The sequence below is a fragment of the Georgenia satyanarayanai genome, assembly GCF_900116375.1.
Classification (GTDB): Bacteria; Actinomycetota; Actinomycetes; order Actinomycetales; family Actinomycetaceae; genus Oceanitalea; species Oceanitalea nanhaiensis.
Genome location: NZ_UETB01000001.1, coordinates 712,351 through 727,446 on the forward strand (window position 1 = coordinate 712,351; position 15,096 = coordinate 727,446).

Sequence of the window (15,096 nt, forward strand, 5' to 3'; positions counted from 1 at the left end):
GGGTTGCCCGCGCGACAGTCGGAGCGCGAGATGGGAAGTGGAACGACGCGTGCGTAGTGTGCAGCCGGCGCCCGGGCGCCAGACCGAGGAGGTGGCACCCCACGTGTCCGACCGTTCGACGTTGCGGTCCAGCCCCGGCCCCACCGGCCCGGCCACCACCCGCGCCGACCGCGCCAAGGCCTACGTCGCGCTGACCAAGCCACGCATCGTCGAGCTCCTCCTCATCACCACCGTCCCCACGCTCTTCCTCGCCGCCGACGGCTGGCCGGGCCTGTGGCTCACCGTCGCCACGGTCGTCGGCGGCTACGCGTCCGCCGGATCGGCGAACACGTGGAACATGATCATCGACCGGGACATCGACCGGCTGATGAACCGGACGAAGCAGCGCCCGCTCGTGACCGGGGTGCTGTCCGTGCGGCAGGCGACCGTCTTCGCGATCGTCCTCGGGGTCTTCTCCGTCCTGTGGTTCGGCCTGCTCGTCAACTGGGCCTCGGCGTGGTTGTCCCTCGCCGCCGTGGCCATGTACGTCGTCGGCTACACGCTGCTGCTCAAGCGGCGCACGACGCAGAACATCGTCTGGGGCGGCGCAGCGGGCTGCATGCCCGTGCTCATCGGCTGGTCCGCGGTGACCGGCACGGTGGAGTGGCCCGCGCTGGTCCTGTTCGGGATCATCTTCTTCTGGACCCCGCCGCACTACTGGCCGCTGTCCATGCGCTTCAAGAAGGACTACGCGCGCGCCGAGGTACCGATGCTCCCGGTGGTCGCCTCGGACACGAAGGTCGCCGTCCAGATCCTGCTCTACGGCGTGGCCATGGTGGCCTGCTCGCTCGTGCTCGTGCCCGTGGCGGGGATGACGTGGGTGTACGCGGTCATCACCGCCGTCGCCGGCGCCTGGTTCATCGCCGGCTGCCTGCGCCTGCTGGCCCGCGCCCGCCACCCCGAGCGCGGCAAGCTCGCGGCGATGAAGGTCTTCCACGCCTCGATCACCTACCTCACCATCGTCTTCGTCGCCGTGGCGGTCGACCCGTTCCTCCCGGTGTAGGCGTGACGTGACGCGCACGACGACGACGTCTGCCGCGCGGCCGGGGCCCTCGACCGCACCGGCGCTGGAGCGCGCCCTGGAGGAGTACCTCGCCCACCTCGGCGTCGAGCGCGGGCTCAGCGAGCACACGCTGTCCGCCTACCGGCGCGACCTCAGCCGCTACGCCACCTACCTCACGGCCCGCGGACGCCGGGAGCTGGGGGAGGTGGTCGCGACGGAGGTGGCCGAGTACGTCGAGGCGCTGCGCACCGGGTCCGACGGCGGACGGGCGCTGGCGGTCTCGTCCGCGGGGCGCGCCGTCGTCGCCGTCCGCGGGTGGCACCGCTTCGCGGTGCTCGAGGGGCAGGCCGCCCACGACCCGAGCGCCGACGTGCGCGCCCCCGCGACGTCGCGGCGGCTGCCCAAGGCGCTGAGCACCGACGACGTCGAGCGGCTGCTCGAGGCAGCCTCGCTCGGCGAGGGGCCGGTGCCGCTGCGCGACCGGGCGCTGCTCGAGGTGCTCTACGGCACCGGGGCGCGGATCAGCGAGGCCGTCGGCCTGTCCGCCGACGATCTCGATCTCGACGGCGGCACGGTGCGCCTGTTCGGCAAGGGCCGCCGGGAGCGGGTGGTGCCGGTGGGCCGCTACGCGATCGAGGCGGTGGAGGCCTACGTCGTGCGTGCCCGCCCGGAGCTAGCGCGCGCGGGCCGGGGGACGGCGGCACTGTTCCTCAACCAGCGCGGTGGGCCGCTGAGCCGGCAGAGCGCGTGGGCGGTGCTCCAGACCGCCGGTGCGCGCGCCGGGCTCGGCGAGCACGTCTCCCCGCACACGCTGCGGCACTCCTTCGCCACCCACCTGCTGGCCGGCGGTGCCGACGTCCGCGTGGTTCAGGAGCTGCTCGGCCATGCCTCGGTGACGACGACGCAGATCTACACCCAGGTGACCGTCCAGGCGATGCGCGAGGTCTACGCCACCGCCCACCCCCGCGCCCACGCCTGACGAGCCACGCTTCGGGACCGCCCCTCCCAGCCGCGACAGCGCACCTCCCGCCGAGAGCGCACTTACCGCCGACAGCGCACTTACCGCCGACAGCGCACTTACCGCCGGCGCTCCGACGTGCGGGCCCGGCCGCGGGCGCCCATCCTGGCTGCACCCCGACCGAGGAGGACCCATGGGACTCGGAGACATGGCCAAGAAGGCCAAGGATGCCCTGAGCAGCGAGAAGGGCGAGCAGACGAGCGACAAGGTGCTCGACGGCGCTGCGGACCTCGCGAACAAGGCGACCGGAGGCAAGCACGCCGACAAGATCCAGCAGGGCCGGGACGCCGCCGACGATCGGATCGGCACCACGGACACCGGCCCCACGAGCACCACCACGCACGGCACGGGCGGGAGCGACGGCGTCAACGCCGTCGGCAACGCCGGCGGCAGCGGGCACGGCTCGGGCACCACGGCCGCCGGCGCGGAGAGCCCCGGCCCCGAGGAGTCCACGGGCCGCCACCGCGCCTGACTCCGTCACAGACCGCTTCACCTCTGCACCGACGGCCGACGACCTCCGACGAGCGCCCGCGCTCGGGAGGGCGTCGGCCGTCGGCGTGATGGAGGGATCCCGCTGTCGGCGGGGTTGCAAGCCGGCGAGAGGGGGGCGCCGGGCACGGGGGGACGTCGAACACGGGGACGCTTCCGCGTGCCGCTCGCTTCGGACGGCTCCGGCGAACTAACGTGGAGGGGTGAGCGACGCACACCAGCCGACCCTGATCGACGCCTCCGGCGACGGGCAGGTCGCCGACTTCCCCGAGCCGGCGCCGCTCGACTCCCACGGACCGGCGCGCATCATCGCGATGTGCAACCAGAAGGGCGGGGTCGGCAAGACGACGACGACGATCAACCTCGGCGCCGCGCTCGCCGAGTACGGCCGTCGTGTCCTCATCGTCGACTTCGACCCGCAGGGCGCCGCCTCCGCGGGCCTCGGCGTCAACGCCAACGAGCTGGACCGCACCATCTACTCCGTGCTCATGGAGCCGCGCTCGGACGTGCGGGAGATCATCCACGAGACGGCGATCGACAACCTCGACATCGTCCCGGCGAACATCGACCTGTCCGCGGCCGAGGTCACCCTCGTCACCGAGGTCGCCCGCGAGCAGGCGCTCACCCGGGTGCTGCGCCCGGTCCTTGACGACTACGACCTCATCCTCGTCGACTGCCAGCCCTCCCTCGGCCTGCTCACCGTCAACGCGCTCACCGCCGCGCACGGCGTGATGATCCCGCTCGAGGCCGAGTTCTTCGCGCTGCGCGGCGTCGCCCTCCTCATGGAGACGATCGACAAGGTGAGCGAGCGGATCAACCCGCGCCTCGAGCTCGACGGCATCCTCGTGACGATGTACGACGGCCGCACCCTGCACGCCCGCGAGGTCCTCGAACGGGTCCGGGAGGGCTTCGGGGAGCGCGTGTTCGACACGATCATCAACCGCACGATCAAGTTCCCCGACGCCACCATCGCCACCGAGCCGATCACGAGCTACGCGCCCACCCACCCCGGTGCGCACGCCTACCGGCGCCTGGCCCGTGAGCTCGTCGCCCGCGGTGACGTCGCCTGAGGCGGCCGCGGCCGCACCCCCGAACCCGCAGCCCGCGGCCGCCGGCGCCGCACCGGAGAGCCGCACCGCCTTCGCGGTGACGCTGGAGAACTTCTCCGGCCCGTTCGACCTCCTGCTCTCCCTCATCGCCAAGCACAAGCTCGACATCACCGAGGTCGCGCTGGCGAAGGTCACCGACGAGTTCATCGCCCACCTCGCCGGCCAGGCCGAGTGGGACCTCGGGCAGGCGAGTGAGTTCCTCGTCGTCGCCGCGACGCTGCTCGACCTCAAGGCCGCCCGCCTGCTGCCGCGCGGCAGCGTCGAGGACGAGGAGGATTTGGAGCTCCTCGAGGCCCGCGACCTCCTTTTCGCCCGGCTCCTGCAGTACCGCGCGTACAAGGAGGTCGCTGCCGACCTCGAGCGCCGCTGGGCCGTGGGCACCCGCTCCTTCCCGCGCTCGGTGAGCCTCGAGCCGCACTTCGCGGCCCTGCTGCCCGAGCTCGTCATCCGCGTCGGTCCCGAGCGCCTCGCGCAGCTCGCTGCCGCCGCCTTCGCCCCGCGCCCCGGGCCGCCGCAGGTGGACCTGGGGCACCTCCACGCGCCGGTGGTGCCGGTGCGCGAGCAGGCGGCCCTCATCGTCGACCGGCTCCGCCGGCAGCGCAGCACCACCTTCCGCGCGCTCGCCGCCGACGCCGAGTCGACCGCCGTCGTCGTCTCCCGCTTCCTCGCGCTGCTCGAGCTGTTCCGTGAGGGCGCCATCACCTTCGACCAGGCGCAGCCGCTGGGCGAGCTCACCGTACGGTGGTCGGGCAGCGAGGAGGGCGACGTCGTCGTCGCCGACGACTACGACGCCACGGACGAGGACGAGGACGAGGAGGAGGGGACGAGCGATGACTGACGCCACCGAGCCGGGGGCGCCGCGCTACGAGCCGGTCCCCGACGATGCCATGCCGCGCGAGCACCTCGCCGCGCTCGAGGCGATCCTCATGGTGATCGACGAGCCCGTGCCCGCCGCCCAGCTCGCCAGCGTCCTCGGCCTGCCCACCGGGCAGGTCACCGAGCTGCTCACCGAGCTCGCCGCGGACTACGCGGGGGAGCGGGGCGGGCGCCCGCGCGGCTTCGAGCTGCGCGAGCTCGCCGGGGGGTGGCGCGTGTACTCGGCGCCCGCCTACGCCGACGTCGTGGGCCGCTTCGTCGTCGACGGACAGACCGCCCGCCTCACCCAGGCCTCGCTCGAGACGCTCGCCGTCATCGCCTACCGCCAGCCCGTCTCGCGCGGGCGGGTGGCCGCGATCCGCGGCGTCAACGTCGACGGCGTGGTCCGTACCCTCCTCGCGCGCGGCCTCATCGAGGAGGCCGGCCACGACGACGACGGCGGCGCGGTCCTCTACCGGACCAGCTCCCACTTCCTCGAGCGGATGGGGCTCGGCTCGCTCGCCGACCTGCCCCCGCTCGCCCCCTACCTGCCCGACCTCGACACCCTGGACGACCTGGAGGGAGACCTGCGATGACGACCGACGTGCACCAGCCCGGCGGCACCCGCCTGCAGAAGGTCCTCGCCGCTGCGGGCTACGGCTCCCGACGCGCCTGCGAGAACCTCATCGCCGACGGGCGGGTGACGGTCGACGGGCAACGCGTCGACGAGCTCGGCACCCGCGTGGACCCGGCCACCGCCGTCATCCACGTCGACGGCGTGCGGCTCCAGCTCGACGAGACGAGGGTGACGCTGGCGCTCCACAAGCCCGCCGGCGTCGTCTCCTCGATGAGCGACGAGCAGGGCCGCCCGGACCTGTCCCAGTACGTGTCCGACCGCGCCGAGCGGCTCTTCCACGTCGGGCGCCTCGACGAGCAGACCGAGGGGCTCATCCTCCTCACCAACGACGGCGAGCTCGCCCACCGCCTCGCGCACCCCTCCTACGAGGTGGCCAAGACCTACGTCGCCACCGTCGAGGGCGAGGTGCCGCGCGCCCTGGGCCGCCGGCTGCGCGAGGGCATCCGCCTCGAGGACGGCCCGGCGCGCGCTGACCGCTTCACGGTCCTGGAGACCACGCCGCGCGCGTCCGTCGTCGAGATCGAGCTGCACGAGGGCCGCAACCGCATCGTGCGCCGCATGCTCGAGCACGTCGGCCACCCGGTGACCCGCCTCGTGCGCACCCGCTTCGGCACCGTGCGCCTGGGCCAGCTCAAGCCGGGCCACACGCGCGTCATCTCGGGCACCGAGCTCGGCACGCTGATGTCGAGCGTCGGCCTGTGAGCCGGACGGTACTCTGTCCCGGGCGCCGCGCCGGGCGGCCCGCGGGCAGGGAGGAAGCAGCAGCGTGACGAGCCAGGCGGCACCCCTGACGACGGGCCCCGTCCAGGTCGTCGGCACCGGGCTGCTCGGGACGAGCATCGCGCTGTGCCTCAGCGGCCAGGGCGTGCCGGTCCAGCTCTCCGACGCCTCGCCCTCCGCCCTCGCCCTCGCGCGCGACATGGGCGCCGGTGAGCCCGTCCACGACGCGAGCCCCGAGCCCGTCGTCGTCGTCGTGGCCACCCCGCCCGACGTCGCCGGGCCGGTCGTCCTCGACATGCTCCGCCGCCACCCCGCCGCCGTCGTCACCGACGTCGCCAGCGTCAAGGCCGTCATCGCCGCCGAGGTCGCCGCGGGGGCCGACGACGGCGCCCGCGCCCGGTACGTCGGCTCCCACCCGATGGCGGGCCGGGAGCGCTCCGGCGCCGTCGCCGCGGACGCGGACCTCTTCGCAGGCCGGCCCTGGGTCATCGCCGCCCACGACGGCGCCTCCGCCGCGGCGACCGCCGCCGTGCGCGGCCTTGCGCTCGACCTCGGCGCCCTGCCCGTCCCGCTCGCCCCGCAGGAGCACGACGACGCCGTCGCCCTCGTCTCCCACATCCCCCAGCTGGCGGCGTCGCTCGTCGCGTCCCGGCTCGTCGACGCGCCCGAGGCGGCGCTGTCCCTCGCCGGGCAGGGGCTGCGCGACGTCACCCGGATCGCCGCGTCCGACCCGCGGCTGTGGGCCGCGATCCTCGCCGGCAACGCCGGGCCCGTCGCCGCGGGCCTGCGCGAGCTGCGCGCCGACCTGGACGCGCTCATCGCCGGCCTGGACCGCGCCGCCGCCGAGGGGCCGCTGGCGCCCGGCGCGATGGGGGCGGTGAGCGCCGTCGTCTCCGCCGGGAACACCGGCGTGGGGCGGGTGCCGGGCAAGCACGGTGGCGCGCCGCGCCGCTACGCGACCGTCCAGGTGCTCGTCCCCGACGAGCCCGGTGAGCTGGGCCGCCTCTTCGGTGAGGTGGGCGAGATCGGCGTGAACATCGAGGACCTCCTGCTCGAGCACTCGGCCGGCGCCCGGGTGGGCATCGCCCACCTGTCGGTGGTGCCGGCCGCGGCTGCCGGGCTGGAGCAGGAGCTGACGACCCGCGGATGGAGAGTGGTGGCGGAATGACCGCACCGGTGACGGTGGCGATCGACGGGCCCTCGGGCTCGGGGAAGTCGACGATCAGCAGGCGGCTCGCCGCCGCGGAGGGCCTGGCCTACCTCGACACGGGGGCGATGTACCGCGCCGCGACGTGGTGGTGCCGCCGCCGGGGCGTCGAGCTCACGGACGCCGCCGCGGTCGCCGCGGCGACCGAGGTGATGCCGCTCGACATGGGCGTGGACCCGGGCGACCCGACGATCACGTGCGACGGCGTCGACATCACCGCCGCGATCCGGCTGTCGGAGATCTCCTCGGTCGTGTCCGCGGTCGCGACGAACCTCGACGTGCGTGCCCAGCTGCGCGAGCGGCAGCGCGCCATCATCGCCGCCGAGCGGCGGCCCGGCGGGCACAGCGGGGGCCGCGGGATCGTCGCCGAGGGACGCGACATCACGACCGTCGTCGCCCCCGACGCCGACGTGCGCATCCTCCTCACCGCCGACGAGGCCGCGCGCCTGGCGCGCCGCGCCCGTGAGCTGCACGGCACCGTGGACGACCGGGCCATCGCCGCGACCCGCGACGAGGTTGTCGGTCGCGACGCCCAGGACTCCACGGTCTCCACCTTCCTCACCGCCGCCGACGGCGTCGTCACCATCGACTCCTCGGCCCTGGACATCGACCAGACGCTCGCCGTGGTCCGGCGCGTCGTCGCCCAGGCCCGGCAGGAGGAGCAGTGAGCACCGCGCGGCCCGCGGCGCAGCCCTCGCGCGGCTCGCGGGTCAAGGCCGAGGACATCCACCGCTGGGGTCCGGTCTGGTCCCGCCGCGTGGGCCAGTTCCTCGACCACGTGTGGTGGAGCACCAAGGTCTACGGCGCGGAGAACGTCCCGCGCACCGGGCCGGTCATCATCGCCTCCAACCACACCGGCGTCATCGACGGCCCGCTGCTGCACGGCGCGGTCCCGCGCGGCTCGCACTTCATCATCAAGCAGGAGTTCTGGGACTCCCCGCTCGGCTTCCTCATGACGCTCGCCGGGCAGATCCCGGTGGACCGGCGGAACGGGCGGGCGTCACTCGCCGTCGCCCAGCAGATGCTCCACGAGGGGCGCGTCGTCGGGATCTTCCCCGAGGGCAACCGGGGCAGCGGCAACGTCCAGTCCACCCGGGCGGGCGTCGCGTGGCTCGCCGTGCACGGCAACGCGCCGGTCGTGCCGGTGGCGTGCCTGGGCACGCGGCCCGCCGGCAAGAAGGTCGGGTACGTCCCGCCGCCGCGCTCGCGCCTCCACATCGTCTTCGGCGAGCCGATCGTCCTGGACACCGAGAAGCGTGAGGGCGGCAACCGCGAGGTGATGACCCGGGCCATGGAGCAGATCCACCGCGGCCTGGCCGCGCACGTCGAGGACGCCGTCCGCCAGACCGGCATCCCCCTCCCCACCCACTGACACACGCACCAACCCGCCCCCTCTCGCCCACCCCCGCCCCCTCACCCCTTGCGCCGAGCGCTGACTTGTTACGGACGTCGGGTCGGTAACAAGTCAGCGCTCGGCGCGTGTGGGGGAGGGCCGCCTTCCAGCGGGCGTGGCGGCCGGCGCCGGCACCCGACGGCCACGCGCCCCCTCGCTGCGCCGAGCGCTGACTTGTTACGGACGTCGGGTCGGTAACAAGTCAGCGCTCGGGGCAAGAGAGGCGCGAGGGGGGAGGGCGGAGGGGGGTGGGGGTGGGGGTGGGTGCTAGCTGACGTCGCGGCGGGCGGTGCGCCACAGGCCGACGGCGAGGGGCACCCCGATCCACACGGCGGCCGACGTCGCGAGCTGGGCCCACGTCGTCGCCGTCATCTCCCCGGCCATGAGGGCGGTCATCGAGAAGTCGAGGTTGAGCCACTTCGCCGGCTCCTGCAGCGCGTCGACGAGCATGGTGAGCAGCGACCACAGCGTGGGCAGCGCGAGGTAGGCGACGATCGCGACCGGCGTGCTGAGGAACGCCAGCCCGAAGGCCAGGCCCTGCGAGACGAGGAGCAGCAGGGCGAGGAGCATCCCGCCGAGGACCGACCACTCCATGGCCCAGGACCCGTCGCCGTCCAGCGCCACCATCCCGACGACGTTGAACAGCGCCCCCGCCAGCAGCGCGGCGGCCATGACCGCCACGCCGAGGCCGAGCGCGGAGACGAGCTTGGCGGCGTTCACCCGGGTGCGGCGCGGCTCGAGGGTGAAGGTCGTCAGCGCGGTCCGCTGGGACCACTCGCCGGTGGCCGCCATGATGCCGATGAGCGGGAGCAGCAGGAGCTGGGCGAGCGAGGACGCCATGGTGAGCTCCTGCCACGTGCGCTGCTCCGGCTCCCCGGTGAACAGGACGAGGGCGATGAGCCCGGCGTTCAGCAGGACGATCACCGCCAGCAGCCACACCCCGGCGCGGGTGTCGACCTGCTTGCGCAGCTCGACGAGCGTGAGCCGGGTGAAGGGCACGGGCGGGGGAGCGGTGCGGGTCGTCGTGGGGCGGGCGGTCGTCGTGGTCGCGCTCATGCTGCGGCCTCCTCTCGCCCGTGCTGGGCGGTCGTGTCGAAGAACAGGTCCTCCAGGCCGGTGGCGGCCGAGGGACGCAGGTCGGTGAGGACGACGGCGGCGCCCAGGGCGGTCCGTCCGACCTCTTCCGCGGTGGCCGACGTCGTGAGGCCGGCGCCGGCGCGGGTCACCTCGTGCCCGGCGGCGGTGAGCGCACGGGCGAGGGAGTCGTCGTCGAGGCTGTGCACCTGCGTCCCCGGGGTGGCGAGGAGCTCCTCGACACTGCCCTGCGCGACGACGCGGCCGCTGCCGATGATGACGAGGTCGTCGGCGACGGCCTCGACCTCGCGCAGGAGGTGGGAGGACAGGAGCACGGTGCCGCCGGCGTCGGCGAAGTCGCCCAGCAGCGCCCGCATCCAGCGGATGCCGGCCGGGTCGAGTCCGTTGACGGGCTCGTCGAGGATGAGCACCTCCGGCTCGCCCAGCAGCGCGTGCGCCAGGCCGAGGCGCTGACGCATGCCGAGGGAGTAGGTGCGGGTGCGCGCACCCGCCTCCGAGGTGGTGAGGCCGACGGTGGCGAGGACCTCCTCCACCCGTCCGGGACGCAGCCCCATGAGGCGGGCCGACAGGTGGAGCACCTCACGGCCGGTGCGCCCGGCGTGCTGGGCGGAGGCGTCGAGGAGGACCCCCACCCGGCGGCCGGGGTTGGCGAGCTCGCGGAACGGCGAGCCGAGGATGGTGGCGCGTCCCGACGTCGGCGTGGTGAGGCCGGTGAGCATGCGCATGGTGGTGGACTTCCCGGCACCGTTGGGGCCGAGGAAGCCGGTGACCCGGCCGGGCCGGGCGGTGAAGGAGACGTCGTCGACGACGGCGCGGGTGCCGTATCGCCGGGTGAGGTGCTCTGCGGTGATCATGGGGTCCACCTTCCCGTCCCGTGAGCGCACGGGGATCGGCGGTCCGGCTCGGACGGGTCAACCTTTCGGCTGACGACGGCGGGCCCACCGGTGGACCGGGTGCCGGCTCGCCGTCCCTAGGCTGGTCCCATGCACCCCGCCGCTCCTCCTGCACCCGCGCTGCCGGCCCGGGCGGCGGGCGCTCCGGTCGACGCGCCGAGCCGGCCGCCCGCCCTGCGGCCGTGGTCCCGGATCTGGCGGTACCTCGCCGCCTCCGGTATCGCCCTGGTGCTGTGGGTCTCGGTGGCCGCTGACTTCCTTCCGGTGGACGGTGCGCCGCTGCCCGAGGACGTCGAGGCCCGGATCGGTGGAGCACTCGTGCTCGACGCGCTGCTCGGGCTGGCGGCCCTCGCGATGCTGCCGCTGCGTCGCCGCCACCCGGTGCTCGTCGCGACCCTCGCCGGCGCGATGTCGGGCGTCTCCGCCTCCGCCGTGGGGGCCGGGGTGGTCGCCGCGGTGTCGGTGTCGACGTGGCGGCGGTGGCGCTGGGTCGTGCCCGTCGTGGCCGTCTGGACCGGCGCCACGGTCTTCTACGAGCTCGTCTGGCGGTCGAGCATCGCCGACGACGGCGCCACGGTCGGCTTTGCAGCCCTCGCCGGTGGGCTCGCGATGGGGATCATCGGCACCTGTGTGGCCACGGGCTTCTACATCGGCGCCCGCCGGGAGCTGGTCGCGACCCTGCGCCAGCGCGCGGAGACTGCCGAGCGGGAGCAGGCGGCCAAGGCGGACGCGGCCCGCGGGGCCGAGCGCACCCGCATCGCGCGCGAGATGCACGACGTGCTCGCCCACCGGATCTCGCTCGTCGCCATGCACGCTGGTGCCCTCGCCTACCGCACCGACCTGTCCCGGGAGGAGACCGCCGAGGCGGCCGACGTGATCCAGCGCAGCGCGCACCTCGCGCTGAGCGAGCTGCGCGAGGTGCTCGGTGTGCTGCGTGCCGACGGCACGCCGGTTCCCGACGACGGCGCCCCGGCCGAGCCGCCGCAGCCGCTCCTCACCCAGGTGCGCGAGCTCGTCGACGGCGCCCGCGTGCAGGTCGAGGCGGTCCTGGACCCGGCCGGCCTTCCTGGCGGGGACCTGCGCGCCCTCGTGGACCTCCCGGCGACCACCTCGCGCACCGCGTACCGCGTCGTGCAGGAGGCACTGACCAACGCGTGCAAGCACGCGCCGGGGAGCGACGTCGTCGTCCACCTGGCCGGGGGACCGGGCGGTTTGCTCACGGTGGAGGTCCACAACGGGCCCCCCGTGTGGGGTCGGCCCGTGCCGGCGGCACCCGGGAGCGGGTTCGGCCTCGTCGGCCTGGCCGAGCGGGTCGCGCTCGCCGGCGGCGTGCTCGAGAACGTGTCGGGGCCGGACGGCTCCTTCACCGTGCGATGCTGGCTGCCGTGGGAGGAGAGCCGGTGAGCGCGTCGCGCGTGCGCGTGGTCGTCGTCGACGACGACGCCCTGGTCCGCACCGGCCTGCGGCTCATGCTCGGCGGGAGCGACGTCGTCGAGCTCGTCGGGGAGGCGGGCGACGGGCACGAGGGGCTGACCGTCGTCGAGCGGGAGCGACCGGACGTCGTCCTCATGGACATCCGCATGCCCGGCCTGGACGGGCTCGCAGCGACGCGGCGGCTGACCGAACGCGGCTCCAACGCACGCGTCATCGTCCTCACGACCTTCGACACCGACGAGATGGTGCTCACGGCCCTGCGTCACGGGGCGGCCGGCTTCCTCCTCAAGGACACCCCGCCCGCCGAGCTGGTCGACGCCGTCGTCCGGGTCGCGCGAGGGGAGCCGATGCTCTCCCCGAGCGTCACCGCCCAGGTCATCACCGCGGCCACCCGCACCCCGGACGACACGCGTGAGAAGCAGGCCAGCGAGCGGGTTTCCCGGCTCACCGACCGGGAGCGGGAGGTGGCGATCGCCATCGGCCGGGGGCTGTCCAACGCCGAGATCGCGGCCGAGCTGTACCTCGGGCTGGCGACCGTCAAGACACACATCGGCCGGTTGTTCACCAAGCTCGAGGCGAGCAACCGGGTGCAGATCGCGCTGTGCGTCCACGACGCCGGCCTCACCTGAGCGGCCGCCCCGCGCGCGGCGGTTAGCGCGGGGAGGCCCGGACACGCGACAATGGCCGGCGTGAGTGACACCGAGGACTTCCCGACCACCCCGGCCGACGAGGAGCAGCGCGCCGCGGCCCTGCGAGCCGGGCTGTCCGACTACGTGCTGGACGAGGAGGACGCCGCCCTCCTCGCGTCCGCCGACGACGCCCCCGCCGAGGACCGCCGGGAGGCACCGCTGCCGGTGCTGGCCGTCGTCGGCCGCCCGAACGTCGGCAAGTCCACGCTGGTCAACCGCGTGCTCGGCCGCCGCGAGGCCGTGGTCCAGGACGTCCCGGGCGTCACCCGTGACCGCGTCAGCTACCCCGCCGAGTGGGCCGGGCGCCGCTTCATGCTCGTCGACACCGGCGGCTGGGAGCACGACGCCGCCGGGCTCAACGCGCGCGTGGCCGAGCAGGCCGAGATCGCCATCGCGATGGCGGACGCCGTCATGTTCATCGTCGACGCGACCGTCGGCCCCACGAGCACCGACGAGCAGGTCGTCCGCATGCTGCGGAAGTCCGGCAAGCCGGTGGTCCTCGTCGCGAACAAGGTCGACTCACCGGCGCAGGAGTCGGACGCCGCGGCGCTGTGGTCCCTCGGGCTGGGCCAGCCGTGGTCGGTGTCCGCGCTCCACGGGCGAGGCTCGGGCGACGTGCTCGACGCCGCCATGGCGGTGCTGCCGGAGGTGTCCGGGGTCGCCTCCCCGCTGCCCGAGGGCGGGCCGCGGCGGGTGGCGCTCGTCGGGCGCCCGAACGTCGGCAAGTCCAGCCTTCTCAACGCGATCGCCGGCCGGCAGCGCGTCGTCGTCGACGACGTCGCCGGCACCACCCGCGACCCTGTGGACGAGCTCGTCCTCCTCGGCGACCGCCCGTGGTGGCTCGTCGACACCGCAGGCATCCGCCGCCGGGTGCACCAGACCAAGGGCGCGGACTTCTACGCCTCGCTGCGCACGCAGGCGGCGCTGGAGAAGGCGGAGGTCGCCGTCGTCCTCATCGACTCCTCGGTCCCGCTGACCGAGCAGGACACCCGCGTCATCCAGCAGGTCATCGACGCCGGGCGCGCGCTCGTCATCGCCTACAACAAGTGGGACCTCATGGACGACGACCAGCGCCACCTCCTGGAGCGTGCGGTCGAGCAGGACCTCGTCCAGATCCAGTGGGCGCCGCGCGTCAACATCTCCGCCAAGACGCGCTGGCACGTCGACCGGCTCACCAAGGCGCTGGACACCGCGCTGGGCGGCTGGGACACCCGCATATCCACGGGCAAGCTCAACTCCTTCCTCGGTGAGCTCACCGCGGCGAACCCGCACCCGGTGCGCGGCGGCAAGCAGTCGCGCATCCTCTTCGCGACGCAGGCCGACAGCCGCCCGCCGCGCTTCGTCATCTTCGCGACCGGGTTCATCGAGCACGGCTACCGCCGCTTCATCGAGCGAAAGCTGCGGGAGAAGTTCGGCTTCGTCGGCACGCCGATCGAGATCAGCGTGCGCGTGCGCGAGAAGCGGCGCCGCTGATGGCCGCGGTGTCCCGGCGTCACGTCCTGCTGCGGTGGGGCCTGCCCCGGGACCCGCGTGCCGGTGAGCACGTCCTCGGCTTCGTGCTGACGACGGTCGTGACGATCGTCGCCACGCGTGGCCTCCTCCAGCTCACCGGCTTCCCGCAGGTCGGCGGGGAGACGCTGCACGTGGCGCACGTGCTGTGGGGCGGGCTGTTCATGGCGCTGGCCATGGTGCTCGCGCTGTCCTTCGCCGGGCCGGTCATCCGGCCCCTTGTCGCCTTCCTGGGCGGCGTCGGCTTCGGCCTGTTCATCGACGAGGTGGGCAAGTTCCTCACCCAGGACAACGACTACTTCTTCCAGCCGGCGCCGATGGTCATGTACGTCACGCTGGTGGCGCTCGTCGTCCTCGCCGACGTGCTCCACGGGCGCCGTCCGCCGCACCCGAGCGAGCAGCTCGCGGCCGCCGCGGACCATGCGGTCGCCGGGCTGGCGGGCGGGCTGAGCCCGCAGCGCCGGGAGGTGGCCCGTGAGCTGCTGCGGCAGGGGAGCGGTGGCCGGGGCGAGAAGGAGGTCGAGGCGCTGCTCGCCGCCGTCCCCGACGACCACAGCGAGCTCCCCGACCCGCTCGAGCTTGCCACCCGCAAGGTCCGCAGCCTGCTCCGTGGCGTCGTGCGCGGCTCGTGGACGACGGCGGTGGCGGGTGCGCTCCTCGTGCTCGCCCTGGGAGGGGGCGTCGTCGTCATGCTCACCGCCGACGACGGCGCGCCCGCCTGGTCGCTGTGGGCGGCGGCCGCATCCTCGGTGCTCGTCGTCGCGGTCGCGGCGCGCGCGTGGACGCTGCTGGGCCGGGACCGCTACGACGCCTTCCAGTGGATGCGGCGGGCGTTCACGCTCCAGCTGCTCGTCACGGTGGTGGGGCTGTACCGGCTCGACCCGTGGCCGGCCACGGCGGTCATGGCGATCGCGCTGCTCGGGCTCGGCGTCGTCCAGGCGGAGAAGGTCCGTCTGGAGCAGACGGGGCAGGGCGGCGTCCACCAGGCGTAGTACTCCAGACTGCC

16 protein-coding genes are annotated in these 15,096 nt (G+C 74.3%); 14 read left to right on the forward strand and 2 right to left on the reverse strand.

What is annotated here, in order from left to right:
* The first annotated feature begins 103 nt into the window (after window positions 1-103).
* The 10 genes from DSZ44_RS03105 (at window position 104) to DSZ44_RS03150 (ending at window position 8,449) form a co-directional block, all read left to right on the forward strand.
* Window positions 104-1,042 carry a heme o synthase gene (locus tag DSZ44_RS03105; protein WP_181424514.1) on the forward strand — a complete coding sequence of 313 codons (939 nt, stop codon included), beginning with the start codon at window positions 104-106 and terminating at the stop codon, window positions 1,040-1,042.
* 7 nt (window positions 1,043-1,049) lie between these two features.
* On the forward strand, window positions 1,050-2,021 hold the full coding sequence (xerD, locus tag DSZ44_RS03110; RefSeq protein ID WP_220035064.1) for a site-specific tyrosine recombinase XerD: 972 nt from the start codon (window positions 1,050-1,052) through the stop codon (window positions 2,019-2,021).
* Window positions 2,022-2,193: 172 nt separating this feature from the next.
* Window positions 2,194-2,532, forward strand: a complete 339-nt coding sequence (locus tag DSZ44_RS18940; protein ID WP_110851090.1) for an antitoxin — start codon at window positions 2,194-2,196, stop codon at window positions 2,530-2,532.
* Between the two features lie 220 nt (window positions 2,533-2,752).
* On the forward strand, window positions 2,753-3,619 hold the full coding sequence (locus tag DSZ44_RS03120) for a ParA family protein (protein ID WP_110851091.1): 867 nt from the start codon (window positions 2,753-2,755) through the stop codon (window positions 3,617-3,619).
* Window positions 3,606-4,496, forward strand: a complete 891-nt coding sequence (locus tag DSZ44_RS03125) for a segregation and condensation protein A (protein WP_181424515.1) — start codon at window positions 3,606-3,608, stop codon at window positions 4,494-4,496. Before DSZ44_RS03120 ends, DSZ44_RS03125 begins: the two co-directional genes overlap by 14 nt.
* Complete coding sequence (scpB, locus tag DSZ44_RS03130) at window positions 4,489-5,109, forward strand: SMC-Scp complex subunit ScpB (RefSeq protein ID WP_110851093.1); 621 nt, start codon at window positions 4,489-4,491, stop codon at window positions 5,107-5,109. The genes DSZ44_RS03125 and scpB overlap by 8 nt, the downstream gene beginning before the upstream one ends.
* Window positions 5,106-5,852, forward strand: a complete 747-nt coding sequence (locus DSZ44_RS03135; protein ID WP_110851094.1) for a pseudouridine synthase — start codon at window positions 5,106-5,108, stop codon at window positions 5,850-5,852. Before scpB ends, DSZ44_RS03135 begins: the two co-directional genes overlap by 4 nt.
* A 64-nt stretch (window positions 5,853-5,916) precedes the next feature.
* Complete coding sequence (locus tag DSZ44_RS03140; RefSeq protein WP_110851095.1) at window positions 5,917-7,038, forward strand: prephenate dehydrogenase; 1,122 nt, start codon at window positions 5,917-5,919, stop codon at window positions 7,036-7,038.
* On the forward strand, window positions 7,035-7,745 hold the full coding sequence (cmk, locus tag DSZ44_RS03145) for a (d)CMP kinase (RefSeq protein WP_110851096.1): 711 nt from the start codon (window positions 7,035-7,037) through the stop codon (window positions 7,743-7,745). The genes DSZ44_RS03140 and cmk overlap by 4 nt, the downstream gene beginning before the upstream one ends.
* Complete coding sequence (locus DSZ44_RS03150) at window positions 7,742-8,449, forward strand: lysophospholipid acyltransferase family protein (RefSeq protein WP_110851097.1); 708 nt, start codon at window positions 7,742-7,744, stop codon at window positions 8,447-8,449. Before cmk ends, DSZ44_RS03150 begins: the two co-directional genes overlap by 4 nt.
* Before the next feature lie 288 nt (window positions 8,450-8,737).
* Here the strand turns inward: DSZ44_RS03150 and DSZ44_RS03155 are convergent, their stop codons facing one another.
* Together DSZ44_RS03155 and DSZ44_RS03160 are read right to left on the reverse strand one after the other, a co-directional pair.
* Window positions 8,738-9,526: an ABC transporter permease gene (locus DSZ44_RS03155; protein WP_110851098.1), complete on the reverse strand. Its 789-nt coding sequence runs from the start codon at window positions 9,524-9,526 to the stop codon at window positions 8,738-8,740.
* Complete coding sequence (locus DSZ44_RS03160; protein WP_181424516.1) at window positions 9,523-10,419, reverse strand: ABC transporter ATP-binding protein; 897 nt, start codon at window positions 10,417-10,419, stop codon at window positions 9,523-9,525. Before DSZ44_RS03160 ends, DSZ44_RS03155 begins: the two co-directional genes overlap by 4 nt.
* Before the next feature lie 129 nt (window positions 10,420-10,548).
* Here DSZ44_RS03160 and DSZ44_RS03165 point away from each other — a divergent pair, with 129 nt between their 5' ends.
* Genes DSZ44_RS03165 through DSZ44_RS03180 form a run of 4 tightly spaced genes read left to right on the forward strand, consistent with a single transcriptional unit; the run spans window position 10,549 to window position 15,082 of the window.
* Window positions 10,549-11,862 (forward strand): sensor histidine kinase, encoded by a 1,314-nt coding sequence (locus tag DSZ44_RS03165; RefSeq protein WP_110851100.1) that lies wholly within the window; start codon window positions 10,549-10,551, stop codon window positions 11,860-11,862.
* Window positions 11,832-12,521: a response regulator transcription factor gene (locus DSZ44_RS03170; protein WP_110851101.1), complete on the forward strand. Its 690-nt coding sequence runs from the start codon at window positions 11,832-11,834 to the stop codon at window positions 12,519-12,521. Before DSZ44_RS03165 ends, DSZ44_RS03170 begins: the two co-directional genes overlap by 31 nt.
* A gap of 51 nt (window positions 12,522-12,572) precedes the next feature.
* Window positions 12,573-14,054, forward strand: coding sequence for a ribosome biogenesis GTPase Der (gene der / locus DSZ44_RS03175; RefSeq protein WP_110851102.1), 1,482 nt, complete (start codon window positions 12,573-12,575; stop codon window positions 14,052-14,054).
* Window positions 14,054-15,082, forward strand: coding sequence for a hypothetical protein (locus DSZ44_RS03180; RefSeq protein ID WP_110851103.1), 1,029 nt, complete (start codon window positions 14,054-14,056; stop codon window positions 15,080-15,082). The genes der and DSZ44_RS03180 overlap by 1 nt, the downstream gene beginning before the upstream one ends.
* Window positions 15,083-15,096 lie beyond the last annotated feature (14 nt).